This is a genomic window from Paraburkholderia phenoliruptrix, assembly GCF_047325075.1.
Classification (GTDB): domain Bacteria; phylum Pseudomonadota; class Gammaproteobacteria; order Burkholderiales; family Burkholderiaceae; genus Paraburkholderia; species Paraburkholderia phenoliruptrix.
The window spans coordinates 3,425,465-3,443,458 of the sequence record NZ_CP168531.1; the positions used below are offsets into that span (position 1 = coordinate 3,425,465).

The following is a 17,994-nucleotide window of genomic DNA, read 5'->3' on the forward strand; positions in this document are numbered from 1 at the left end:
CCGGCAATCAGTCGGTGCTCAGAAAGATGGACAGACCGTCCCTGAGCACCGCTCGTGCGACGCTTGAATCGTACGTCGTTTTACCAGGATTCCTTGACAAAGGGTGACTTGACCCAGCCTTCCGTCCAAGGCGACGACTGGTCGATGGTTCCCGTGATTTCTTCGAACAACCATTGCTCGCCAACCTTGACGAGTTTGTCGCTGTACTTACCCGCGAGAACAAACGCCTCTTGCTCGGGCTTTTGAGGCGTAGGGGTCATCGTCAACAGGCAGACGAGGTAAAACGTCGCATCAGCCCTCTTCCCGTCGGCACTCAGCGTGACAATCGGTGACGAAATGTTGTGCTGCCCCCAAGCAATGCCCTCCTTGAGATTGCGGCAATGCTGCTTGATGCCGGCCCTGCCTTTCGCTTCTCCACCGACACCCTTTATGACCCAGAGACCGTCCTCGGTAAATAAGGATGCAATCCCCTCCGGGTTGTAGCTATCGTCAAGGTGGCGTGCATATGTCGCCTTCAATTGCTTGATTGCCTCAATGTCTTCGATGCGCTTGACTCGTTCTTCCAGACTAAACTCTTGACTCATGATGCTCTCCTTTCAATATTTTAAGTCTAATAGTTGTACTAATCGTGTGCGTTGCTTGTGAGGCTTAAAGCAACATTCCACTACTGTGTGAACACCGCCTTCAGCTTATCGACGGTGAGACTCGAAGAAAAATCCGCGTCAGGGGGCGCCGCTGAATCGCACTTCGGAGCGATGCCCGCGCCGCTGTCTGCGTAGGTGTACGGGAACACCTTGAGCGGCTCGTTGTCAGTCGTACCTTGATATGTGGCAACGCCGCGACGCGCTGCGAATCGAATGACCGTAGTCATCCCATCAAGCGAGTAGTATGGAAACGGCTTCCCCGCGTCCTTCATCGACACATACTTGCAACTGAGTTCATTGTTGCTCGACCCCGTTGCGATAGCAGGAATCGGAAGATTTGCGTGCTGAAAGGTTTTGACTGCGGCGAGTGCCGTAACGCCGTAGTCGGCCGCGAGCCCGTCAATCTGCGAATACTTCGCAATCACGCCCTCAACGGCTTTAGGGGCATCAATCGGATTCCAGTTCGTCACGACGAAATCATTCTGGACCAACTTGAGGCTTGGGTACTTCGAAAGATGCGTTTTGAAACCCTCGAGGAACGTTTGGGATGCCGGAGCACCGGGGATTCCACCGAGGAAGACGACGTTCCCTTTCTTCACGTTCTGACCAAACCAATCAGCCCAAGCCCCACCGATTCGAAGCAGGTCGGCGCTAACGTTCGCCGCGTAGTCTTTCCCAGCGACACCGGGAAGCTCAGCCATGTACGGAATGACTGTGACACCTGCCCGCGTGGCGGCACGCATTGCGGGAATCTGTGCTGCGCCAAAGTCAGGGTAGACAATGAGGACGTTGACGCCCTGTGCCACCATGCTATTTATGTCTGAGTTGGCTTTTTGCTGGTCTCCATTGGCGTTCGTATAGATGAACCGTTTCACGTTTTTGCAGCGACCGATTTCATCTTTGAGCTCCGCGATAGCAGTCTTGCGCCATGTGTTGCCGCCATAGCCATCTGACAGACCCACGACCATGGGCTTGCTCCCGCACATCGTGGTAATGTCCGCCTGTTTCTGCACAGAAACCGACTCTGCCGCCATCGAAACCGATGTCGTCGCAGCGACGACACCGCCGACAAGTGCACCCATGGAACATTTAAAAAGCGTCGCCATCGTCTCCTCCATTGAAATATGGACTTCATCAATCAACATCGCATCAACGTCTCTGCGCCGACTATAGGAGCGCAGTCGAGCGCCTTCACGACTTGACGCGCCATATTCGTTTGCCTCTTCGCGCCAGTTGGAGGTCTGACATGTTCCCGTCACGCCGACATTGGGCAGATGAGGCCCGCTGTTCAAGGCGCTTCAGGCGAGTGTTGGATTTCGTTGAGGATGACGTCTGCGGCCGGTGAGGGATAACACTGATGGGACGGCCGGTGAGCAATTGCTCACCGGGGCGGCATAAAGCGCCGCCGACAGGGAACAGGAGCAGCTAACGGAGTTTGTTCGAGCAGAGCAAGGAGGCGTCGAGCGACGCCACGCCGGCGACCTTATTCAATTAGCGAATGACGAGGTCGGAGGCGTTTTGTTCTGTCAACAATTTCGTGGTCTGCAGGAGGTTCGTCGCGAGCGTACCTTTCCATGCGACGTCGAACGTACCGGCAACTCCAAACAACGTAAGGACCAGAACTATCTCTCCGCTACCATCAAACACCGGTGCGCTGATACTGTTGATTCCTGGAATTGGCATTCCCTCGCCACGGGCAAGACCGCGCTTCCGGATGTCAGCAAGGATACTTTCGAACTGCGTACGGGTCAGATGCTCCCCTTCGGGAGTTTGAGCTCCGATATCCTTTTTCACGAGTTCATCGAGTTTTTGTGCCTCCTTAAAGGCGGCGAACACCCTGCCTGTTGTCGAATGTGCGAGGGACATCACGGTACCGACGTGGATACCAGCATGAAGCGACGCCGCCGGTTCGATGCTTTGCAAGACGGTAGGACCTCGGTCTCCCCACGCGGCAAGGAGCACGCTCTGCTCGACTCGAGTTGCGAGGTCGATAGACGGTTTCATGGCGTTTCGAACAGCTGGAACCATGCGCAAGGCGTGAAGGCCCATTCGCAACGAAAGTGGACCAGGCTCGAAGCGCGATGTCACAGGGTCCCGCTTCACCAAGCCTGTCCGCAAGAGGCTGACCATATAGGTAAAGACCTGGTTGGTCGGAATGCCGCTTCGCGCACTGAGTTCCGCGAGGGTCACAGGCTCGCCAGCGTCCGCGAGGTACTGAAGGAACCGGCCGCCAACTTCCATGCTCTGGATGCCGCGCTGCTCCTTCCGCGCACTCGAATCGTGACTTTCCGGATTTCCTTTTGCACGCTGCTTCGTTACCATGCAATCCTCTGCTGCACGAGCATAATGGGTAGTACGCTGATTTTACCGGCTCTTCGTACACGACGGGGAAGCCTTTCCTAAGTGGCACACTGCTGAAAAACACGCATGGACACCGATAGCACCGAAAAGGCCCAACGAGGAATCCAGTCTGTTGAAGTCGGCAGCGAGATTTTGCTTGCGCTGACTCATTCGGATTCGCCGATGGCGCTCAAAGAGATTGCTCAGGTCACGGGCATGCCTCCCGCCAAGCTGTTTCCTTATCTCGTTAGCCTTATCAAGCTGCAGCTCGTACAACGGGCGGAGCCGTCGGGCGACTACGCGCCCGGTGCTCTTGCACTACGACTTGGCCTCTATGGGCTGCAACGTTTGAATCCACTCCGGGAGGCAGAGCAGGACGTCTTAGCCCTCGCTTCAAAGACCGGTCAAAGCGTGTTCCTCACCACTTGGGGACCAAACGGACCCGTGGTCGTTCGGCAGGAAGACCCATCGTACCCGCTGCATTTGACTCTGCGAGTCGGAACCATTATGTCACTCGTCAATACGGCGACTGGCCGGCTCTTCGGCGCTTACATGCCGGAACCGTTGGTTCAGAAGGCGCTGGAAGATGAGGGAATTCGTCTGAGCGGCGCTGTTAGCCTCAAAACTGCGGACAAACAGGAACTCTTCCGTCAGTACGAGAGGATTCGCGAAGAAGGGATGACCAGGACGTCGGGTCATCCTTTGCCGGGTGTGAATGCTATTGCCGCGCCTGTTTTCATGTTCAACGGCACCATCGCACTCGCTATCACGCTCGTCGGTCCAGCCGGCACATTCGATACCCGTTGGGACGGAGAGCTCGCGCTGACCCTGCGCCAGACCGCAGCCGACTTGTCTTACAGACTCGGCTATTCGGCGACGCAGGGCAGCGAAGTTTGATACTAGCGCTGGAAAGCCAGCGTCCCGACCGGCGCAGAACCCGCCCCGGGGAACTCTTCGACGTCACTATCGGCAATCGCCGTTCCGGCGATGTAGCCAAACGTGAGTGCCGGCCCCAATGTGATGCCTGCTCCGGGATAGTTTCCTCCCATGATGCTGCACGCGTCATTACCGACCGCGAAGAGACCGGAAATCGGCGCTCCGTCCTTTGAGAGCACACGACAGCTAGCGTCCGTCTTCAGGCCGGCAAATGTGCCGATATCGCCGATACGCACCTTCAGTGCATAGAACGGGCCCCGCTCAATCGGTGCAACACATGGGTTTGGGCCATACAGCGCATCGCCTTGGTAGCGGTTATAGGCAAGGCTACCCTTTCCGTACTGCGGGTCGCGGCCAAGTCTTGCCTCTTCGTTGAAGCCCTCGACGGTCCGATGCAGACCATCGGCATCGACGCCAATCCTTCGCGCCAATTCTTCGATTGAATTGCCGCGAACAAGGTAACCGGTGCGCAGATAGCGCCCAATAGGCATTGGGAATGGGGCTGCGCTGCCCAAGCCATAGGTCCGCAGGGTCTTGTGGTCGCAGATGAGGTGGGCCGAAATCTCTGCTCCCGACTCAGTCGCGGCCACCAGCGCCTGGACAAAATCGTGATACGAATTCCCCTCATTCGTAAAGCGACGACCGTTTTTGAGGACAGCAATCACGCCAGGTTTTGCGCGGTCGATAAAGTGCGGCATGATGCCCGTCGTTCCATCTTTGCGCTGGAGCAGCGACACCGGAACCCACGCCGCTGCATTGGGAAGCGTTGTGCTCACCTCGCCCCCGACTGATTCAGCGAGTCGCAATCCGTCCCCTGTGTTCCCGGTCGGAGACGGCGAGAAATGCTCCTGACCGGTGGGCGCATGCGGGAACATCTGCTTGCGTCGCTCGATGTCGTACGGGAAACCGCCAGATGCCAGCACGACGGCTCGCTTCGCCATCACGTGCACCGGCCTACCCTCGCGACTGAGGACCGCTCCGGTCACTCTGCCGCGCTCGAACGTCAGCGAGGTAGCCTTGGTATTGAGCCACAGCGGAACGTTAAGGTCGAATAGCGACTTCGCAAGGCGGCCGGAGAGCGCGTTCCCGTTCGTCAATGTCATGCCTCGCCCATGCTTCATGACGTCCGTGAAATGCTTCGAAAGACGTTTCGTGACGTACCAGGCGGACTTCAGCGACTTCGTGACTCGCATGAAATGCACGATTTCCTTGCCTGAGCCAAGCATCATCCCGAATACCGTCAATTCCGGAAGAGCTGGAGCAAGGTTCTTGATGTGGTCGCCGAGTTCGCGACCATCAAAAGGCCGCGTGACCATCGAACGACCGCCCTGACGCCCACCGGGAGCTTCGGCGTGATAGTCCGGGAACACCAGCGGCATGTCGAAGCGGACGGCTGTTTTCGTGGTGAAATACTCCACCGCTTCAGGACCATACTTCAAGAAAGCGTCGACACGCTTTTCGTCAAAACTATCGCCCGCTTCATGAGCGAGGTAGGTCTTCGCGCTTCCTTCTGGCTCATAGATACCCTGTTGCGTTGCCAGGTAGGTGTTCGGAATCCAAAGCCAACCACCGGAACGAGCAGTCGAGCCGCCAAATTTCTGCTCTTTCTCGATAACTAAAACCCTCAGACCTTTCGAGGCAGCCGTCACCGCTGCCGACATACCCGACGCGCCCGAACCGATGACTAGCACGTCGCACTCGTAATCCTTCTCCACAGGCATTGCCTTTCTCCCAGGAAGACGCATCGATAGGACGCGTCGAACGTTCATTCCCTAATTCGACGCCACCTTGCTGGCGCCCACAGAAGAATGGTACGCTGTTTTTTGCTACTTGCAATCTACATTGCGTAGGTATAATTTCCGATGCCGTGCCCATATTCTTGTCGTCAAACAATTGAGACATCGGCTAGCATTGGGGAAATTGTCTATATGCGTGCGTATTCGCATATGTATAATTCCGCCAACGACTGCAGCGGGCGCTACGGCTCGGCGCAGACTGCCCATGAACTTTCCAAATCGAGGTAGGACCATGTCAGAGAAGAAATTCGCTTCCCACGCAGATGTGGAGGAGAAGAAGGTCACGTTCGAGCAGCTTTCCGAGCATGCCTACGCTTACACCGCTGAGGGCGACCCGAACACAGGCATCATCGTCGGTGACGATGCGGTGCTCGTGGCCGATACACAAGCAACCCCGGTGATGGCCCAAGACGTCATTCGCCGCATTCGCGAAGTCACTGATAAGCCCATCAAGTACGTGTTGCTGACGCACTATCACGCCGTTCGGGTGCTCGGCGCGTCTGCCTACAACGCTGAGCAAATCATTGCCAGCCAAGACACGTACGACCTGATTGTCGAGCGCGGCGAACAAGACATGAAGAGCGAAATTGAGCGCTTCCCGCGTCTGTTCCAAGCGGTCGAATCCGTTCCGGGACTGACTTGGCCGACCCTAACCTTCCAGAAGAAGATGACCCTCTGGATGGGGAAGCTCGAAGTCCAGATTCTGCAACTTGGTCGCGGTCACACGAAGGGCGATACCGTTGTCTGGCTGCCTCAGGAGAAGACGCTTCTGTCCGGCGACCTCGTCGAATACGGTGCGACACCGTACGCCGGGGATGCGTACTTCCAGGATTGGCCCGCGACGCTGGATGCAATCGCAGCGTTGAAGCCAGAGAAGCTCGTACCGGGTCGAGGCGCTGCTCTGAAGACCCCGCAAGAGGTGGCCGACGGTCTTGCAGGCACTCGCGCCTTCATCAGCGAGCTCTATAGCAAAGTGAAGTCGGGCGCGAGCCAAGGCAAAGACTTGAACGCAATCTACAAGGACACCTACGCCGAACTCAAACCGAAATTTGGCGAATGGGTCATTTTCGACCACTGCATGCCTTTCGACGTCACGCGCGCACACGACGAAGCCACTCAGTATCCCGACCCGCGAATCTGGACCGCGCAGCGCGACAAAGAGATGTGGGAAACGCTGGAAGGCTAACTGTCGCAGATTTGCTGGTCGCACGCCGCGGCCACCGAAATGGCTAGCGAATTTCTTCGGAGTACCATGGTGGAACAGCCGACGCAAGAAGCATCACTTCAATTCGAGCCGATTCCGTCGGCGACACCTTCGCGCAACGCTCAACTGAAGCGCGCACCGACCGAGTCAGCGCACTCCGCACACCCCGCAGGTTACCAATCAGGATTCGCTAGCGAATTCGCGACCGAGGCCATGCCCGGCGCCCTTCCGATTGGTCGCAATTCCCCTCAGCGCGCGCCTTACGGCCTTTACGCTGAGCAATTCTCCGGCACGGCTTTTACTGCACCTCGTTCTCACAATCGTCGTTCGTGGCTGTACCGCGTGCGCCCGGCCGCCGTGCATATGCCGTTCACCTTGATAGAAAACAGCAGGCTAGTCGGCGACTTTTCCAAAGTACCTCCGACGCCGCCCAACCAGTTGCGCTGGGACCCACTGCCTATTCCGACGAACCCGACCGATTTTGTTGACGGGTTGGTAACAATGGCTGGCAACGGGTCTGCAGAGTCGATGTCAGGATGCGCCATCCATTTGTATGCGGCGAATCGGTCAATGTCGAATCGATTCTTCTACAGTGCCGACGGCGAATTGTTGATTGTGCCTCAGTCAGGTCCGCTCAGCATTGCTACCGAACTGGGATTGCTCGACGTCGCGCCACAGGAAATTGCGGTCATTCCGCGTGGCACGAGATTCCGCGTTGAGTTGCCCGACGGCGAAGCACGCGGATACGTCTGCGAAAACTTCGGCGCCTTGCTTCAACTGCCGGACCTCGGACCGATTGGGTCGAATGGCCTGGCGAATCCACGGGACTTTCTCACGCCGCTCGCTGCGTACGAGGTTCGTGAGGGGAAATTCGAGCTGGTCGCCAAAATGAACGGCAACCTTTGGCGTGCCGATATCGGTCACTCGCCGCTGGACGTCGTCGCTTGGCATGGAAACTACGCGCCCTACAAGTACGACCTCCGTCGGTTCAATACGATTGGGTCCATCAGCTTTGACCATCCCGACCCCTCCATCTTCCTGGTCCTGCAATCGCCCAGCGATACTCCGGGCGTTGACTCCATCGACTTCGTAATCTTCCCGCCGCGGTGGCTTGCGGCAGAAAATACTTTCCGCCCCCCTTGGTTTCATCGAAATGTTGCCAGCGAATTCATGGGGCTAATTCACGGCGAGTACGACGCAAAAGCCGAAGGCTTCCTTCCCGGCGGAGCGAGCTTGCATAACTGCATGTCTGGTCATGGGCCCGACGCCGACACTTTCGACAAGGCCTCTGCCTCCGACACGTCGAAGCCAGTCAAGGTCGATTCGACCATGGCATTCATGTTTGAGACTCGCACGCTCATTAAGCCGACCCAGTTCGCCCTTGAAACGTCACAGTTGCAGAACGAATACTTCGAATGCTGGCAGGGGTTGACGAGCAACTTCAATCCTGGAAGCCAGTCATGAGCTCTTCGATTAGTCACGCTGAAATTCTGGCGCAAACAAATCAGCCGTCCCTTAGAAGTTGGGTGCAGTCAGCAAACGTGGAAGGAAGTGATTTCCCCATCCAGAACCTTCCTTTCGGCGTCTTCAGTGACGCCACCGCATCAGCGCGAGTTGGTGTCGCTATCGGCGATTGGATTCTCGACCTCGCAGCACTCGAGCGCGCTCGCCTCATCACCGTTCCCTATTCTATGGTGGACGACGAAGGGAATCCCAGGAGCGTCTTCCGGTACGGCAGACTCAACGACTTCGTTTCGCTTGGGCAGGCGGTTTGGTCTGGTGTGCGCTCGCAGCTTTCCACGCTCCTGTCCTCAGACAACGGGCGCCTTCGCGATGACGCCCAACTTCGGGAACGCGTACTCGTGCGCCAGTCGGAGGCAACGATGCATTTGCCCTTCGACATCCCCGGCTATACGGACTTCTATTCCTCGCGCGAACACGCCACAAACGTGGGCTCCATGTTCCGCGACCCGAAGAACGCGCTCATGCCGAACTGGCTTGAAATTCCGATTGGATACAACGGGCGCGCGTCGTCGGTGGTTGTAAGCGGAACGCCGGTGCGTCGACCCAATGGGCAGAGGAAAGCATCTGAGTCCGACCGACCCACGTACGGGCCCTCGCGAAAGCTGGACATCGAGTTAGAAACGGGTTTCTTCGTCGGTGTTGGCAGCAAACTCGGTAGCCCTGTGCCGGCAGCCGCCGCTGACTCCCACATTTTCGGCATGGTGCTTTTGAACGACTGGAGCGCGCGAGATATTCAGCAATGGGAGTATCAGCCTCTCGGTCCGTTCAACTCGAAGGGCTTCGCGACAACGATTTCTCCGTGGGTCGTGACCATGGACGCTCTCGCGCCTTTCAGAGTCGAACAACCGAATCAGGACCCGCGGCCCTTGGGGTATCTGCGGGGCGCACACAACGCTGGTGTCGACCTTGAACTCGAGGTCGAACTGCGACCTCGGTTCGCGCCCTCAGGCAAGACAATCGCTCGGACCAACTTCAAATACATGTATTGGTCGATGGCTCAACAACTCGCACATCACACGTCGTCGGGCTGCAATGTGCGAGTAGGCGACCTCATGGGCTCTGGCACTATCAGCGGGCCAGCCAATTCCAACTGCGACGGAACCGGCGCATTCGGTAGCCTGCTTGAATTGACTTGGAACGGACAGTCCCCCATCAAGTTCGCCAACGGCGAGGTCAGAAACTTCCTCGAGGATGGTGACCAAATAGTTTTGCGGGGCTGGTGTCAAGGCGACGGCTATAAGGTCGGCTTCGGTTCATGCGCGGGTATCATAGAGCCCGCGCTGGCGCTCAGTCCGTCGGAGAACGCCGAATGAGGCTTTACAGCTACTTTCGAAGCTCGGCATCGTATCGGGTCCGCATCGCACTCGCCCTGAAGAGTCTACCTTACGACTACGCTGCGGTGCACCTCCTTCGAGGAGGCGGTCAACAGCACTCAGAGGTGTACCGTGGCGTGAATCCGGAGGGACTTGTTCCGACTCTGGAAGATGGGCCGCACACTCTAACGCAGTCACTCGCCATCATCGAATACCTCGAAGAACTGCATCCATCCCCTCCGCTCCTGCCTTCCGACGCCGTAGGTAGGGCATATGTTCGCTCGGTCGCTTTTCAATTGGCGTGTGATGTCCATCCAATTAACAATCTTCGAGTCTTACGGTACCTGAGCAAAACCATCGGCATCACGGACGACCAAAAGACCGCGTGGTACCGCCATTGGATTGACACTGGGTTTGCGTCACTGGAAAAAAAGCTTGAGGCGGACCGGCGTGTTGGACGATTCGTGTGTGGCGACTCGCCTACGATTGCGGACATCTGTCTTGTCCCACAAGTGTGGAATGCTCGTCGGTTCCAGATATCACTTGAGCGATATCCGACTATCGCCCGGATTGCCGGGGACGCGATGGAGTTGGATGCGTTCGTTCAAGCGGACCCATCAAAACAGCCGGATGCGGAAGGCTAACAACTTTCGCGGTTTGATGTGGGCTAATTCTCGAACGCCGAATGAGTTGGTAGGGCTCAGTTGGCGCGCGAGCGCTTTGAGCGTCCCGCGATTCTCCTCTCGCGAGACGCCCCTTTTTACATAGAACTCCGTTGTTCGCCGCCGCACCGTAGCTTCCAAAGTCAGCGCTATCACCGTTCTTCAGCAAAAAGCGTCATCCCAACAGGCGAAAAATCTTCCGCTTGATGAGCGTACCGCATTGCCTATTCCATCCGGCCCGTCGAAGGTCGAATCTCTGTCTCAGTTGCGTCACGACGCTTCCCAACGTCAAATTGCAAGCGTGTGTCGGATGCTATATTTAGCCAACCCGGTTCGACGAGGCCGAGCGACGCCGACCTCTTCCAGTCTGAACATGCTCAGACCTCAGTCGAGCGCGCATGCGGACGACATCTCAAGTTGCTGCCCATCAGAACTTGTGTAGCAGGCCGGTCGTCAGAAGCAGTTGGTGATTATTTGACGAGGGGCCGGCACTACCAAAGATGGCTCCAACCGCGTTCTGTCCAAGCGAATTCGTACCGCTTGCCCGTTGATAAACGCCCACCGCATAAAGCGATGTTGTTTTCGACAGCGAATAGAGCGCCCCTGCGTCCACTGACTGATAGGTAGCCCCGCCCGAGTTGCCAGCACCGCTGTCCTTTGTGTAGCTGTAGGCGACGCCAAGAAGAACCGCGGGAGTTACTTGATACTTGAGGTTGACCTCGCCCGTATTGAGCGTCGCAGACCCGCGATAGCCAGATGCACGCCCAGTGGTAACGCCGGCAATGGACCCGAGGTTGTTGAAACGTACGTTACTGTAGACAACTCCAAAGATTGCGCTGCCAAGCGTGTATCCCGCGCCTGCCGCGATGATTTGCTCTGAACCCGCCGACGCATACCCGGAAATAATCACGTTGGGCATGTTGTTCCCGCTGGGACTGTCATTCGCCTTGTCGCCCCAAAACGAAAAGTTTGGATTCTTTGCGAAAAAGTACCCTGCTCCAAACCGAAACGTCCCGTTATCGTAGGCGACCCCAATGTCATAGATGCTATTCTGGGTGAAGTCGCCAGCCTTTCCGCCAAAGCTGTAGAGACCAACCACAGTCACCCCACCCCAATTGGGGCTTCGGTATTTGACCGCGTTGTTGATACGATTCGCGCTATTCAGATTATCGGCGTCGGACGCGTGCGTACCATACCCTCCACCAGCGGCAGCCCATGTCCCCCCTGCTGGCAAGGCAAGTATTTGAGTAATTGCTGTGTAGGACGCGCCGTACTGACGACCAAGCGTCGCGGTACCGTATTGATTGCTAGAGAGGCCGACGAACGCTTGTCTCCCGAAGAGCGTTCCATTCGTGCCGATTGCCCCTGTGGTCGTGCTGAATCCCCCCTCCATCGTGAAGATGGCTTTGAGGTCCCCACCTAAGTCCTCAGCCCCGGTAAGGCCCCACCGACTCCCCGCCTGGTTGCTACTTGTCAATGCAAACAGTGACGAGCCTTTCACATTCGATGTGTAGGTGAAGCCGGCGTCTAGTGCGCCGTAGAGGGTGACGCTGGTTTGCGCCTGGACGGACCCGATTGACAGTGCCCCAACGCCTACACTAAGCATCTTAAGCTTCGTTGACTTCTTCATGGCTTACTCCTCAATGTTGCCATATATACTATGGATACCTAACTACCCGCAAGACGGTTCATGCATATGGACTGAAATGCACGTGACATTCTGCTTGCGCCGCCGCAGCCCGTACTTCTTCTAATTAGGGCCGAACTGCGCGGCAGACTGAATACTATTGGGTTACTAAGTGGAGACTCAGTACGTCATCGATTTGACCAATCGACAAGCTGACGCGTAGTTCACCACCAGTCGTGACCTCTCGCGTCGACACATGAACGTGTTCGCTATTTCCGATAAGCGCCTCGCAAGAGACGAATTCTCTAGCCGGAAGCTTCAGTGTCACAGAGAAATCCCGGACAGGAATGATATTTCCAACCGGCCTGCGTGGTGTAGACGTAAGATTAACCATGTGCAGAATGAATCCGGCCGGTGCGCCGCTAGTCGCCTCGGTAAGAGTCATCTGTACGCTCGGCGGTGCGTCTGTCTCTAGCACATGCTCGTCTGAGAGCATGTATGAAACCGCGTTTCCGAGCAGCGTCGAGAAGTCGAGGTGTCCGTGATGCCAGATGTTTCTATCTATCTCGGTGGCAAAGTAAACTGCTCGCCCGTTTCCGAATTGGTTCTCCACGATAGTGGCATACGGCGTATCCATGGACGTTAGCCATGATTTCTCGGGGGGCTGCGGATAGATTGGGGGGACGAAAGTCGCGAGAGCCTTGCTACCCCTGTCAGAGCGCTCGCGGACTAATACAGATTGGCCCCAATTCGCGGTGAGTTCAGTTTTCTCCAGTCCTCGAAAGACCCGATGACCTGACTCTTTGATTCGTTGATATCCCCATTTTGACGCGTCTACGGACGTTCCTGCGTAGTCGCAACCAAAGACGTCGCTGAGTGCGAAGTTCTCGCGTCGTGCTCCGTTTCCATCACCAAGTGACGTCGCCCCGGTCGCAATCACTCTCCCGCCATTTCTAACGAACTCACGGATAATATCTGCTTCTGCATCTGCGATGAACTCTGCATTGGGAAGAATTAGCAGCTCTTTGTCGCAGAGAGATTCAGCGGACAGGTTCAAGTCCAACACGAAGTCATATTGGATATGTCTATCAGCAAGAACCTGGTCAAGTCCTAAAATGTTTGTAAGATAGTGGTCTTCTTCGCGGTTCGGCCTTCTGCGCTTCAGATTGGTTTTTTGCGAAAAGAAGATGCCAACAGGCGCAACCGCACGCTGATTGTGAAGTTGGTGCTCGAACTTTTTCATCGTTCGGAAGACCTCGGCCACGAGGACCTCATTCCGCCGGTCGTAGGTCGCAGCGGCATGTTGCCCGTTGAAGATGACATCCCAAAGCGATGCGCCTGAACCGATTGCTTGCCACATCCAAACCTTCAGTTCACTAGGCGAGTTCGATACATACCGAAGCTGGTTGTCGGTGCCAAGATGCCCAAACAGAACCACAGGGGTCTTGTCTGCATCCAATGCTTTTAAGAACTTGGTGAGGATAGTCGGCGCGCTGAGCGGCTCGTCATTAGCGATAAATAAGGGCGTAACGAGAAAGTCCATCGCCTCTTTTATGTTATAGAGGTCGTGGCCAGCGAAGTCGTAGAGGTCATAGAACAGACCAAAGATTTCAGCACAAAACGCTTTATCGTCGCCAAAGGCTTTGATTTCCCTACGAAAATTCTCAAGATGTTCCTGCAATTTCCTCGCTTTCCAGGCGCGGTACTCGTCATATCGGACATCTGCGAAGACGCCACCGCGGGGCAGCCCCTCTCCGACCTCACTTTTGTAGGCCGTCTCGCAACGAGTGCAGTAACAGATTCCCTCATGGACCGAGGCATTTTCCCAAATGCCGTCCACCCCGTACTCACGGATAAGATGTCTCGCGAATTCGAATGCGTGCTCGTTCCGATACCAGCTCAGATAGCAAGGCGTATACAGCGTCTCGGGAAGGGCCTCGCCGAGGTACCGGGATATCTGCGGAAATCCATTTGCATCAACAGAAAAGACGTCGGGCCTTTGTTCGAAGACGCGCCGCTCCACGCCGCGAAAGTCAACTCGCGCTATTACCCGAATTCCTCTCGCCCGACAACCGTCGCAAAGTTCGCGCAGGATATCCTGCGCTCCCAGAAACCTACTAGGATTACTTAGCTCAAGAGGATTGGGAAACAAGTCGATGATGCCACCGGCGTTGATTACAAGGCAGTTGGCGTCGACAGACACCAGATAGTCGACGACCTTCTCAGTTTCGTACCCAATCAAGTCCACTTCACGCAGGACGGTCTGATAAATCCGAAGCTGTTGCTTGTACCAAGGTTGCTCTTTCATAGGATTACCATTTTCAGTTTCAGTAACATCGCTTCGTGCAGTCCCAACTGTTTCGCTCATAGTTGGGAGCAAGCCCCAAGCGAATCATTCAGAGGAACGCTTCTTCAATGCATCTTCAATTGCATCTTCATCTACGACTTTGTTCACGGTGAAGAGCATATTGATGCACCCAATCAGACAGATTGCGGCGCCCAGCAGGAGGGCTGACCGAAATGAGCCGGTCAAGTCAACCGAGAGTCCCGTAACAATCGGCGAGAACGTGGCACCCAGATAGGCCGCGAAATTCGAGGAAGTAATCGCTGAGCCAACAAGGTTCTTGGGAAAGAGGACGGTGACAGCCGCCCACTGCGCAGTGCCCGCCATTTGAACAAAACAAACTGCTAGGAAGCTAAAGACAATCGCCACCGTAGGTACAGCTGCCACTCCCACAACAACGGTGAAGATACTCAGACCCAATGTACCGACGATGATGGGGATTTTCCGGCTCCTTACCTTCGAGATACCTCGGCGCTCCATCCAGTCAGAGAGGAAGCCGCCGAGAAGCGAACCGAAGAGTCCTCCAATGAAAGGTATCGCAGCCATGATTCCGGTCTTCGCGACGCTCATATGAAACTCGGTCTCGAGATAAAGTGGGAGCCAACCCGCAAAAATCCAGAAGACCCACCCATTACAAAACGCGGTGACCATCAACCCCCACGTTGTCCGAAAGCGAAACAGCGAGGCCCACCGTTTGAATGTGACAGGCACGTGAGGAGTCGGAACGTCGTCACCGAGAATGAGCTTCCTTTCCTCATCGGAAAGCTTTGCCTTGTTGAGGTCCCGATACAAGAAGAAGTAAAGTCCAGCGAAAACGACACCCGCGGCACCCATGCCGATGAACATCATCTTCCAGCCGAACTGGAGCATAAGTCCAGTTAATACCAGCGGTGCGAGAAATGGCCCCATCGATGTCGCCGAGGTGTACACGGCGGTGGCAAATCCCCGTCTGCGGGAGGGAATCCATGTCGATACCATTTTCGCGTTGGTAGGTGCGGTAGGTGACTCGGCCACCCCAAGTACCAGGCGACTTACCAACATCGGGACGAAGCCGGTTACTACTCCCCCCGCCATTTGAGCAAGCGACCAGATGAAAATCGCGCCACTCGCAATGTATCTGGCACCGAATCGGTCGATTAGGAAACCCGCTGGCATATTGCAAATTGCGTAGCTAAAGGACCACACAGACAGCAACATTCCAAGCTGCACCGCGGTCAGCCCTAAGTCGGCTCTGATGTGAAGCGCGCCAATGCTGATTGTGCTTCTGTCTAAATAGTTGACAATGTTGGTGAACAAAGCGAGCAGCACAAATCCCACTTGCTTTGCGCGGACCCTGTTCACAGCGCTTCGACTCAACGCGGTCACATCCATATTTATCTCGCTCATCACGTCTCCTTCTTGTCAACACTTCGTCTCTTAAGCGGTGGGTCGCGGTTCGATTTCCCACGCCTTGGAATTCGGTCGACCATGTAGGCGGTTACACGCCCCCCGCAGCTGGCCGTCATTAAATAGGTGTCCTACTCTTATAGCGACGTCGTTGTCGATTTCTCGGCACACTGAGAAGAGACGTTCATTTGCGCGAGGGCGCCAGCAGCACGCTCCTTCCCTCGCTTTCCCTGACGCCTTAACTCTTTTGAGTTACTTAGACTGCTCCGTCCCTCTTTTGCCGACGGTCATCTGCCGTCTCGTCTATGAAATTTCGGATGACATCTTCGAATGAGGAGTCTGCTTCGAACCCCAGCTCGATAGCGCTTGAGATGTCCCATGCTCCAGGCCAGCTGGCGACAATTTGCTCGACCCGAGGGTCCGACTTCCATTCGATGCGGCTTGCCACTACGTCACCGGCGACCGATTTCAGCGCACAAACCATCTCGTTGACCGTCACGCTGAGCCCAGGCAGATTTATGCATCTCTTGTCGCCTATCGCCGACTCTTTTATCTCAGCGCCTCGAATCAAACACTCGACAGCCCTCTTCGGGGAAAGTAACCAAACTTTCGTTTCACCATTGACCGGACAAAGAGCGACTTCTCCGTTCAGCGGCTCTCGGACAATTCCGCTTGCGAATGATGAAGCAGCTGCATTCGGCCTTCCCGGCCTGACGCTAATCGTGGGAAGACGCAAAACTCGCCCGTCTACATAACCGCGCCGCGTGTAGTCCTGCAGGAGAAGTTCTCCCATGGCTTTTTGAACGCCATAGGACGACTGGGGCTTGAGCGCGGTCGAGTCACCGACATCCTCGGAGGGCGCTCCCCCGTAAACGGCGACTGAACTTGTAAAAACGACGCGAGGGCGATGTCCCGCCAAGCGGCAGACATCGAGAATTAGCCGGGATGCATCCAGGTTGATTCGCATGCCCAGTTCAAAGTCAGTCTCCGCCTGCCCGCTCACAACGGCGGCCAAATGGAAAATGAGCTGTGTCTTTTGGTCGATTGCTTGTTCCACCACGCCCCGTTGGGAGATATCTCCAACCTGCATACGAACTCGGGCGTCGTCCGACCGGCGCGCGGCGACCACATCGAGGAGCACTATCTCATCAATGACCTCGTCCCGGCCATTAACGCCCCTAAGTGTCCCGGCGTCCAGCAGCGCCGTTAGAAGTCGTTGTCCAAGAAACCCGGCACCACCGGTAATCAAGACTTTCATATTAAGCCCATTGAATGCGTTGCTAATTCAAATGACGGGTCTTCACACCCACCGTGCCAACTCGATGCTAGAACTCCGGTTAGCAAATTCCCGCTTGCGCGAGCCGTCGCGCCGCGTTGTACATATGTGTTTCGACCGCGCTCCGAGCGGCCATCGGATTGCCGGCCCTAACAGAGGCGGCAATCGCAGCGTGCTCATCGCGAACCTGACGGGAGAACTCCTCGCTCAATGCCTCGTTTCGGCGGGTCACCGCAACGCCGTCGTGCAAATATTGGTTCAGGAAAGTGAGAGTCTTCAAAAAGTACGGATTTCCCGCTACGGCGGCGACCGAGCGGTGAAAGGCGACATCCTCGTCAACTCCATCATGTCCCGCCGCCACGGCAGCATCAATCCGTTGCAATGCCGAATCGATGGCCAGTACGTCTGAGTCTGTCCGGCGCATTGCGGCTTCGGACGCAGCTTCCGCTTCAATCGCTCGACGTAGTGCGAGAATCTGAAGGACCGACCCGCCCTCAATCGCCTCGGCATAATCAATTCTTAGCGGGCGCACGGACCCGTGGTTGGACACGTAGACTCCGCTCCCTTGACGCGGCTCGACCACACCCTCGTTTCTAAGCCTCGAAACCGCTTCCCGAATGACCGTTCGACTAACACCGAACTCCTGCGCGAGCGCCGACTCGGTCGGGAGCTTTCCGCCACGTTGGAAAGCACCGCTGTCAATCTGAGCCAGCAACCGCTGCGCTACAGTCTCACTGAGCGCCCGACTTGGAATCTTGTCGAACATCGCCTCTCCGCTTAATTTGTTTATCGCAATTTGTGTTGTCATCATATAACTCTAGTCACCATCATCCATACGTGCTAACCCTCGGCCGTCGGGTTGATATCGACATCCTCGCGCTATTTATCTTCGTATTCCTATATGTTGTACAACCGAAAGGTTGAGGGCTGTACACGATTTTG

General features: G+C 56.0%; 14 protein-coding genes. 5 read left to right on the top strand and 9 right to left on the bottom strand.

Annotation, left to right across the window (positions count from 1 at the left end; genetic code table 11):
• Nucleotides 1–80: 80 nt before the first annotated feature.
• From ACEN8U_RS27170 to ACEN8U_RS27180, 3 genes are all read right to left on the bottom strand, one after another.
• A complete protein-coding gene (locus tag ACEN8U_RS27170; protein ID WP_413658005.1) occupies nt 81–584 on the bottom strand; it encodes a nuclear transport factor 2 family protein in 504 nt (167 codons plus the stop codon).
• 80 nt (nt 585–664) lie between these two features.
• Nucleotides 665–1,936, bottom strand: coding sequence for a substrate-binding domain-containing protein (locus ACEN8U_RS27175; protein ID WP_413658007.1), 1,272 nt, complete (start codon nt 1,934–1,936; stop codon nt 665–667).
• A gap of 199 nt (nt 1,937–2,135) precedes the next feature.
• Nucleotides 2,136–2,966, bottom strand: a complete 831-nt coding sequence (locus ACEN8U_RS27180; protein WP_413658009.1) for an IclR family transcriptional regulator — start codon at nt 2,964–2,966, stop codon at nt 2,136–2,138.
• A 105-nt stretch (nt 2,967–3,071) separates the two neighbouring features.
• Here ACEN8U_RS27180 and ACEN8U_RS27185 point away from each other — a divergent pair, with 105 nt between their 5' ends.
• Nucleotides 3,072–3,881: an IclR family transcriptional regulator gene (locus ACEN8U_RS27185; RefSeq protein ID WP_413658011.1), complete on the top strand. Its 810-nt coding sequence runs from the start codon at nt 3,072–3,074 to the stop codon at nt 3,879–3,881.
• A 2-nt stretch (nt 3,882–3,883) separates the two neighbouring features.
• Here the strand turns inward: ACEN8U_RS27185 and ACEN8U_RS27190 are convergent, their stop codons facing one another.
• Complete coding sequence (locus tag ACEN8U_RS27190) at nt 3,884–5,641, bottom strand: FAD-dependent oxidoreductase (RefSeq protein WP_413658013.1); 1,758 nt, start codon at nt 5,639–5,641, stop codon at nt 3,884–3,886.
• Nucleotides 5,642–5,948: 307 nt separating this feature from the next.
• On the opposite strand from ACEN8U_RS27190, the gene ACEN8U_RS27195 reads away from it, so the two are divergent.
• The 4 genes from ACEN8U_RS27195 (at nt 5,949) to maiA (ending at nt 10,401) form a co-directional block, all read left to right on the top strand.
• Nucleotides 5,949–6,902: an MBL fold metallo-hydrolase gene (locus ACEN8U_RS27195; protein WP_413658015.1), complete on the top strand. Its 954-nt coding sequence runs from the start codon at nt 5,949–5,951 to the stop codon at nt 6,900–6,902.
• Between the two features lie 69 nt (nt 6,903–6,971).
• Nucleotides 6,972–8,384, top strand: a complete 1,413-nt coding sequence (hmgA, locus tag ACEN8U_RS27200) for a homogentisate 1,2-dioxygenase (protein WP_413658628.1) — start codon at nt 6,972–6,974, stop codon at nt 8,382–8,384.
• Complete coding sequence (gene fahA, locus ACEN8U_RS27205; RefSeq protein WP_413658017.1) at nt 8,381–9,757, top strand: fumarylacetoacetase; 1,377 nt, start codon at nt 8,381–8,383, stop codon at nt 9,755–9,757. Before hmgA ends, fahA begins: the two co-directional genes overlap by 4 nt.
• Nucleotides 9,754–10,401, top strand: a complete 648-nt coding sequence (gene maiA / locus ACEN8U_RS27210; RefSeq protein ID WP_413658019.1) for a maleylacetoacetate isomerase — start codon at nt 9,754–9,756, stop codon at nt 10,399–10,401. Before fahA ends, maiA begins: the two co-directional genes overlap by 4 nt.
• A gap of 445 nt (nt 10,402–10,846) precedes the next feature.
• Here the strand turns inward: maiA and ACEN8U_RS27215 are convergent, their stop codons facing one another.
• The 5 genes from ACEN8U_RS27215 to ACEN8U_RS27235 all read right to left on the bottom strand — a co-directional run bounded on the left by ACEN8U_RS27215 (nt 10,847) and on the right by ACEN8U_RS27235 (nt 17,818).
• Nucleotides 10,847–12,049, bottom strand: a complete 1,203-nt coding sequence (locus tag ACEN8U_RS27215; protein ID WP_413658021.1) for a porin — start codon at nt 12,047–12,049, stop codon at nt 10,847–10,849.
• A 154-nt stretch (nt 12,050–12,203) separates the two neighbouring features.
• Nucleotides 12,204–14,354 carry an alpha-amylase family protein gene (locus tag ACEN8U_RS27220; protein WP_413658023.1) on the bottom strand — a complete coding sequence of 717 codons (2,151 nt, stop codon included), beginning with the start codon at nt 14,352–14,354 and terminating at the stop codon, nt 12,204–12,206.
• A gap of 84 nt (nt 14,355–14,438) precedes the next feature.
• Nucleotides 14,439–15,776, bottom strand: a complete 1,338-nt coding sequence (locus ACEN8U_RS27225; protein WP_413658025.1) for an MFS transporter — start codon at nt 15,774–15,776, stop codon at nt 14,439–14,441.
• 256 nt (nt 15,777–16,032) lie between these two features.
• Nucleotides 16,033–17,034, bottom strand: coding sequence for a D-erythronate dehydrogenase (denD, locus tag ACEN8U_RS27230; RefSeq protein ID WP_413658027.1), 1,002 nt, complete (start codon nt 17,032–17,034; stop codon nt 16,033–16,035).
• A gap of 79 nt (nt 17,035–17,113) precedes the next feature.
• On the bottom strand, nt 17,114–17,818 hold the full coding sequence (locus ACEN8U_RS27235; protein ID WP_413658029.1) for a FadR/GntR family transcriptional regulator: 705 nt from the start codon (nt 17,816–17,818) through the stop codon (nt 17,114–17,116).
• Nucleotides 17,819–17,994 lie beyond the last annotated feature (176 nt).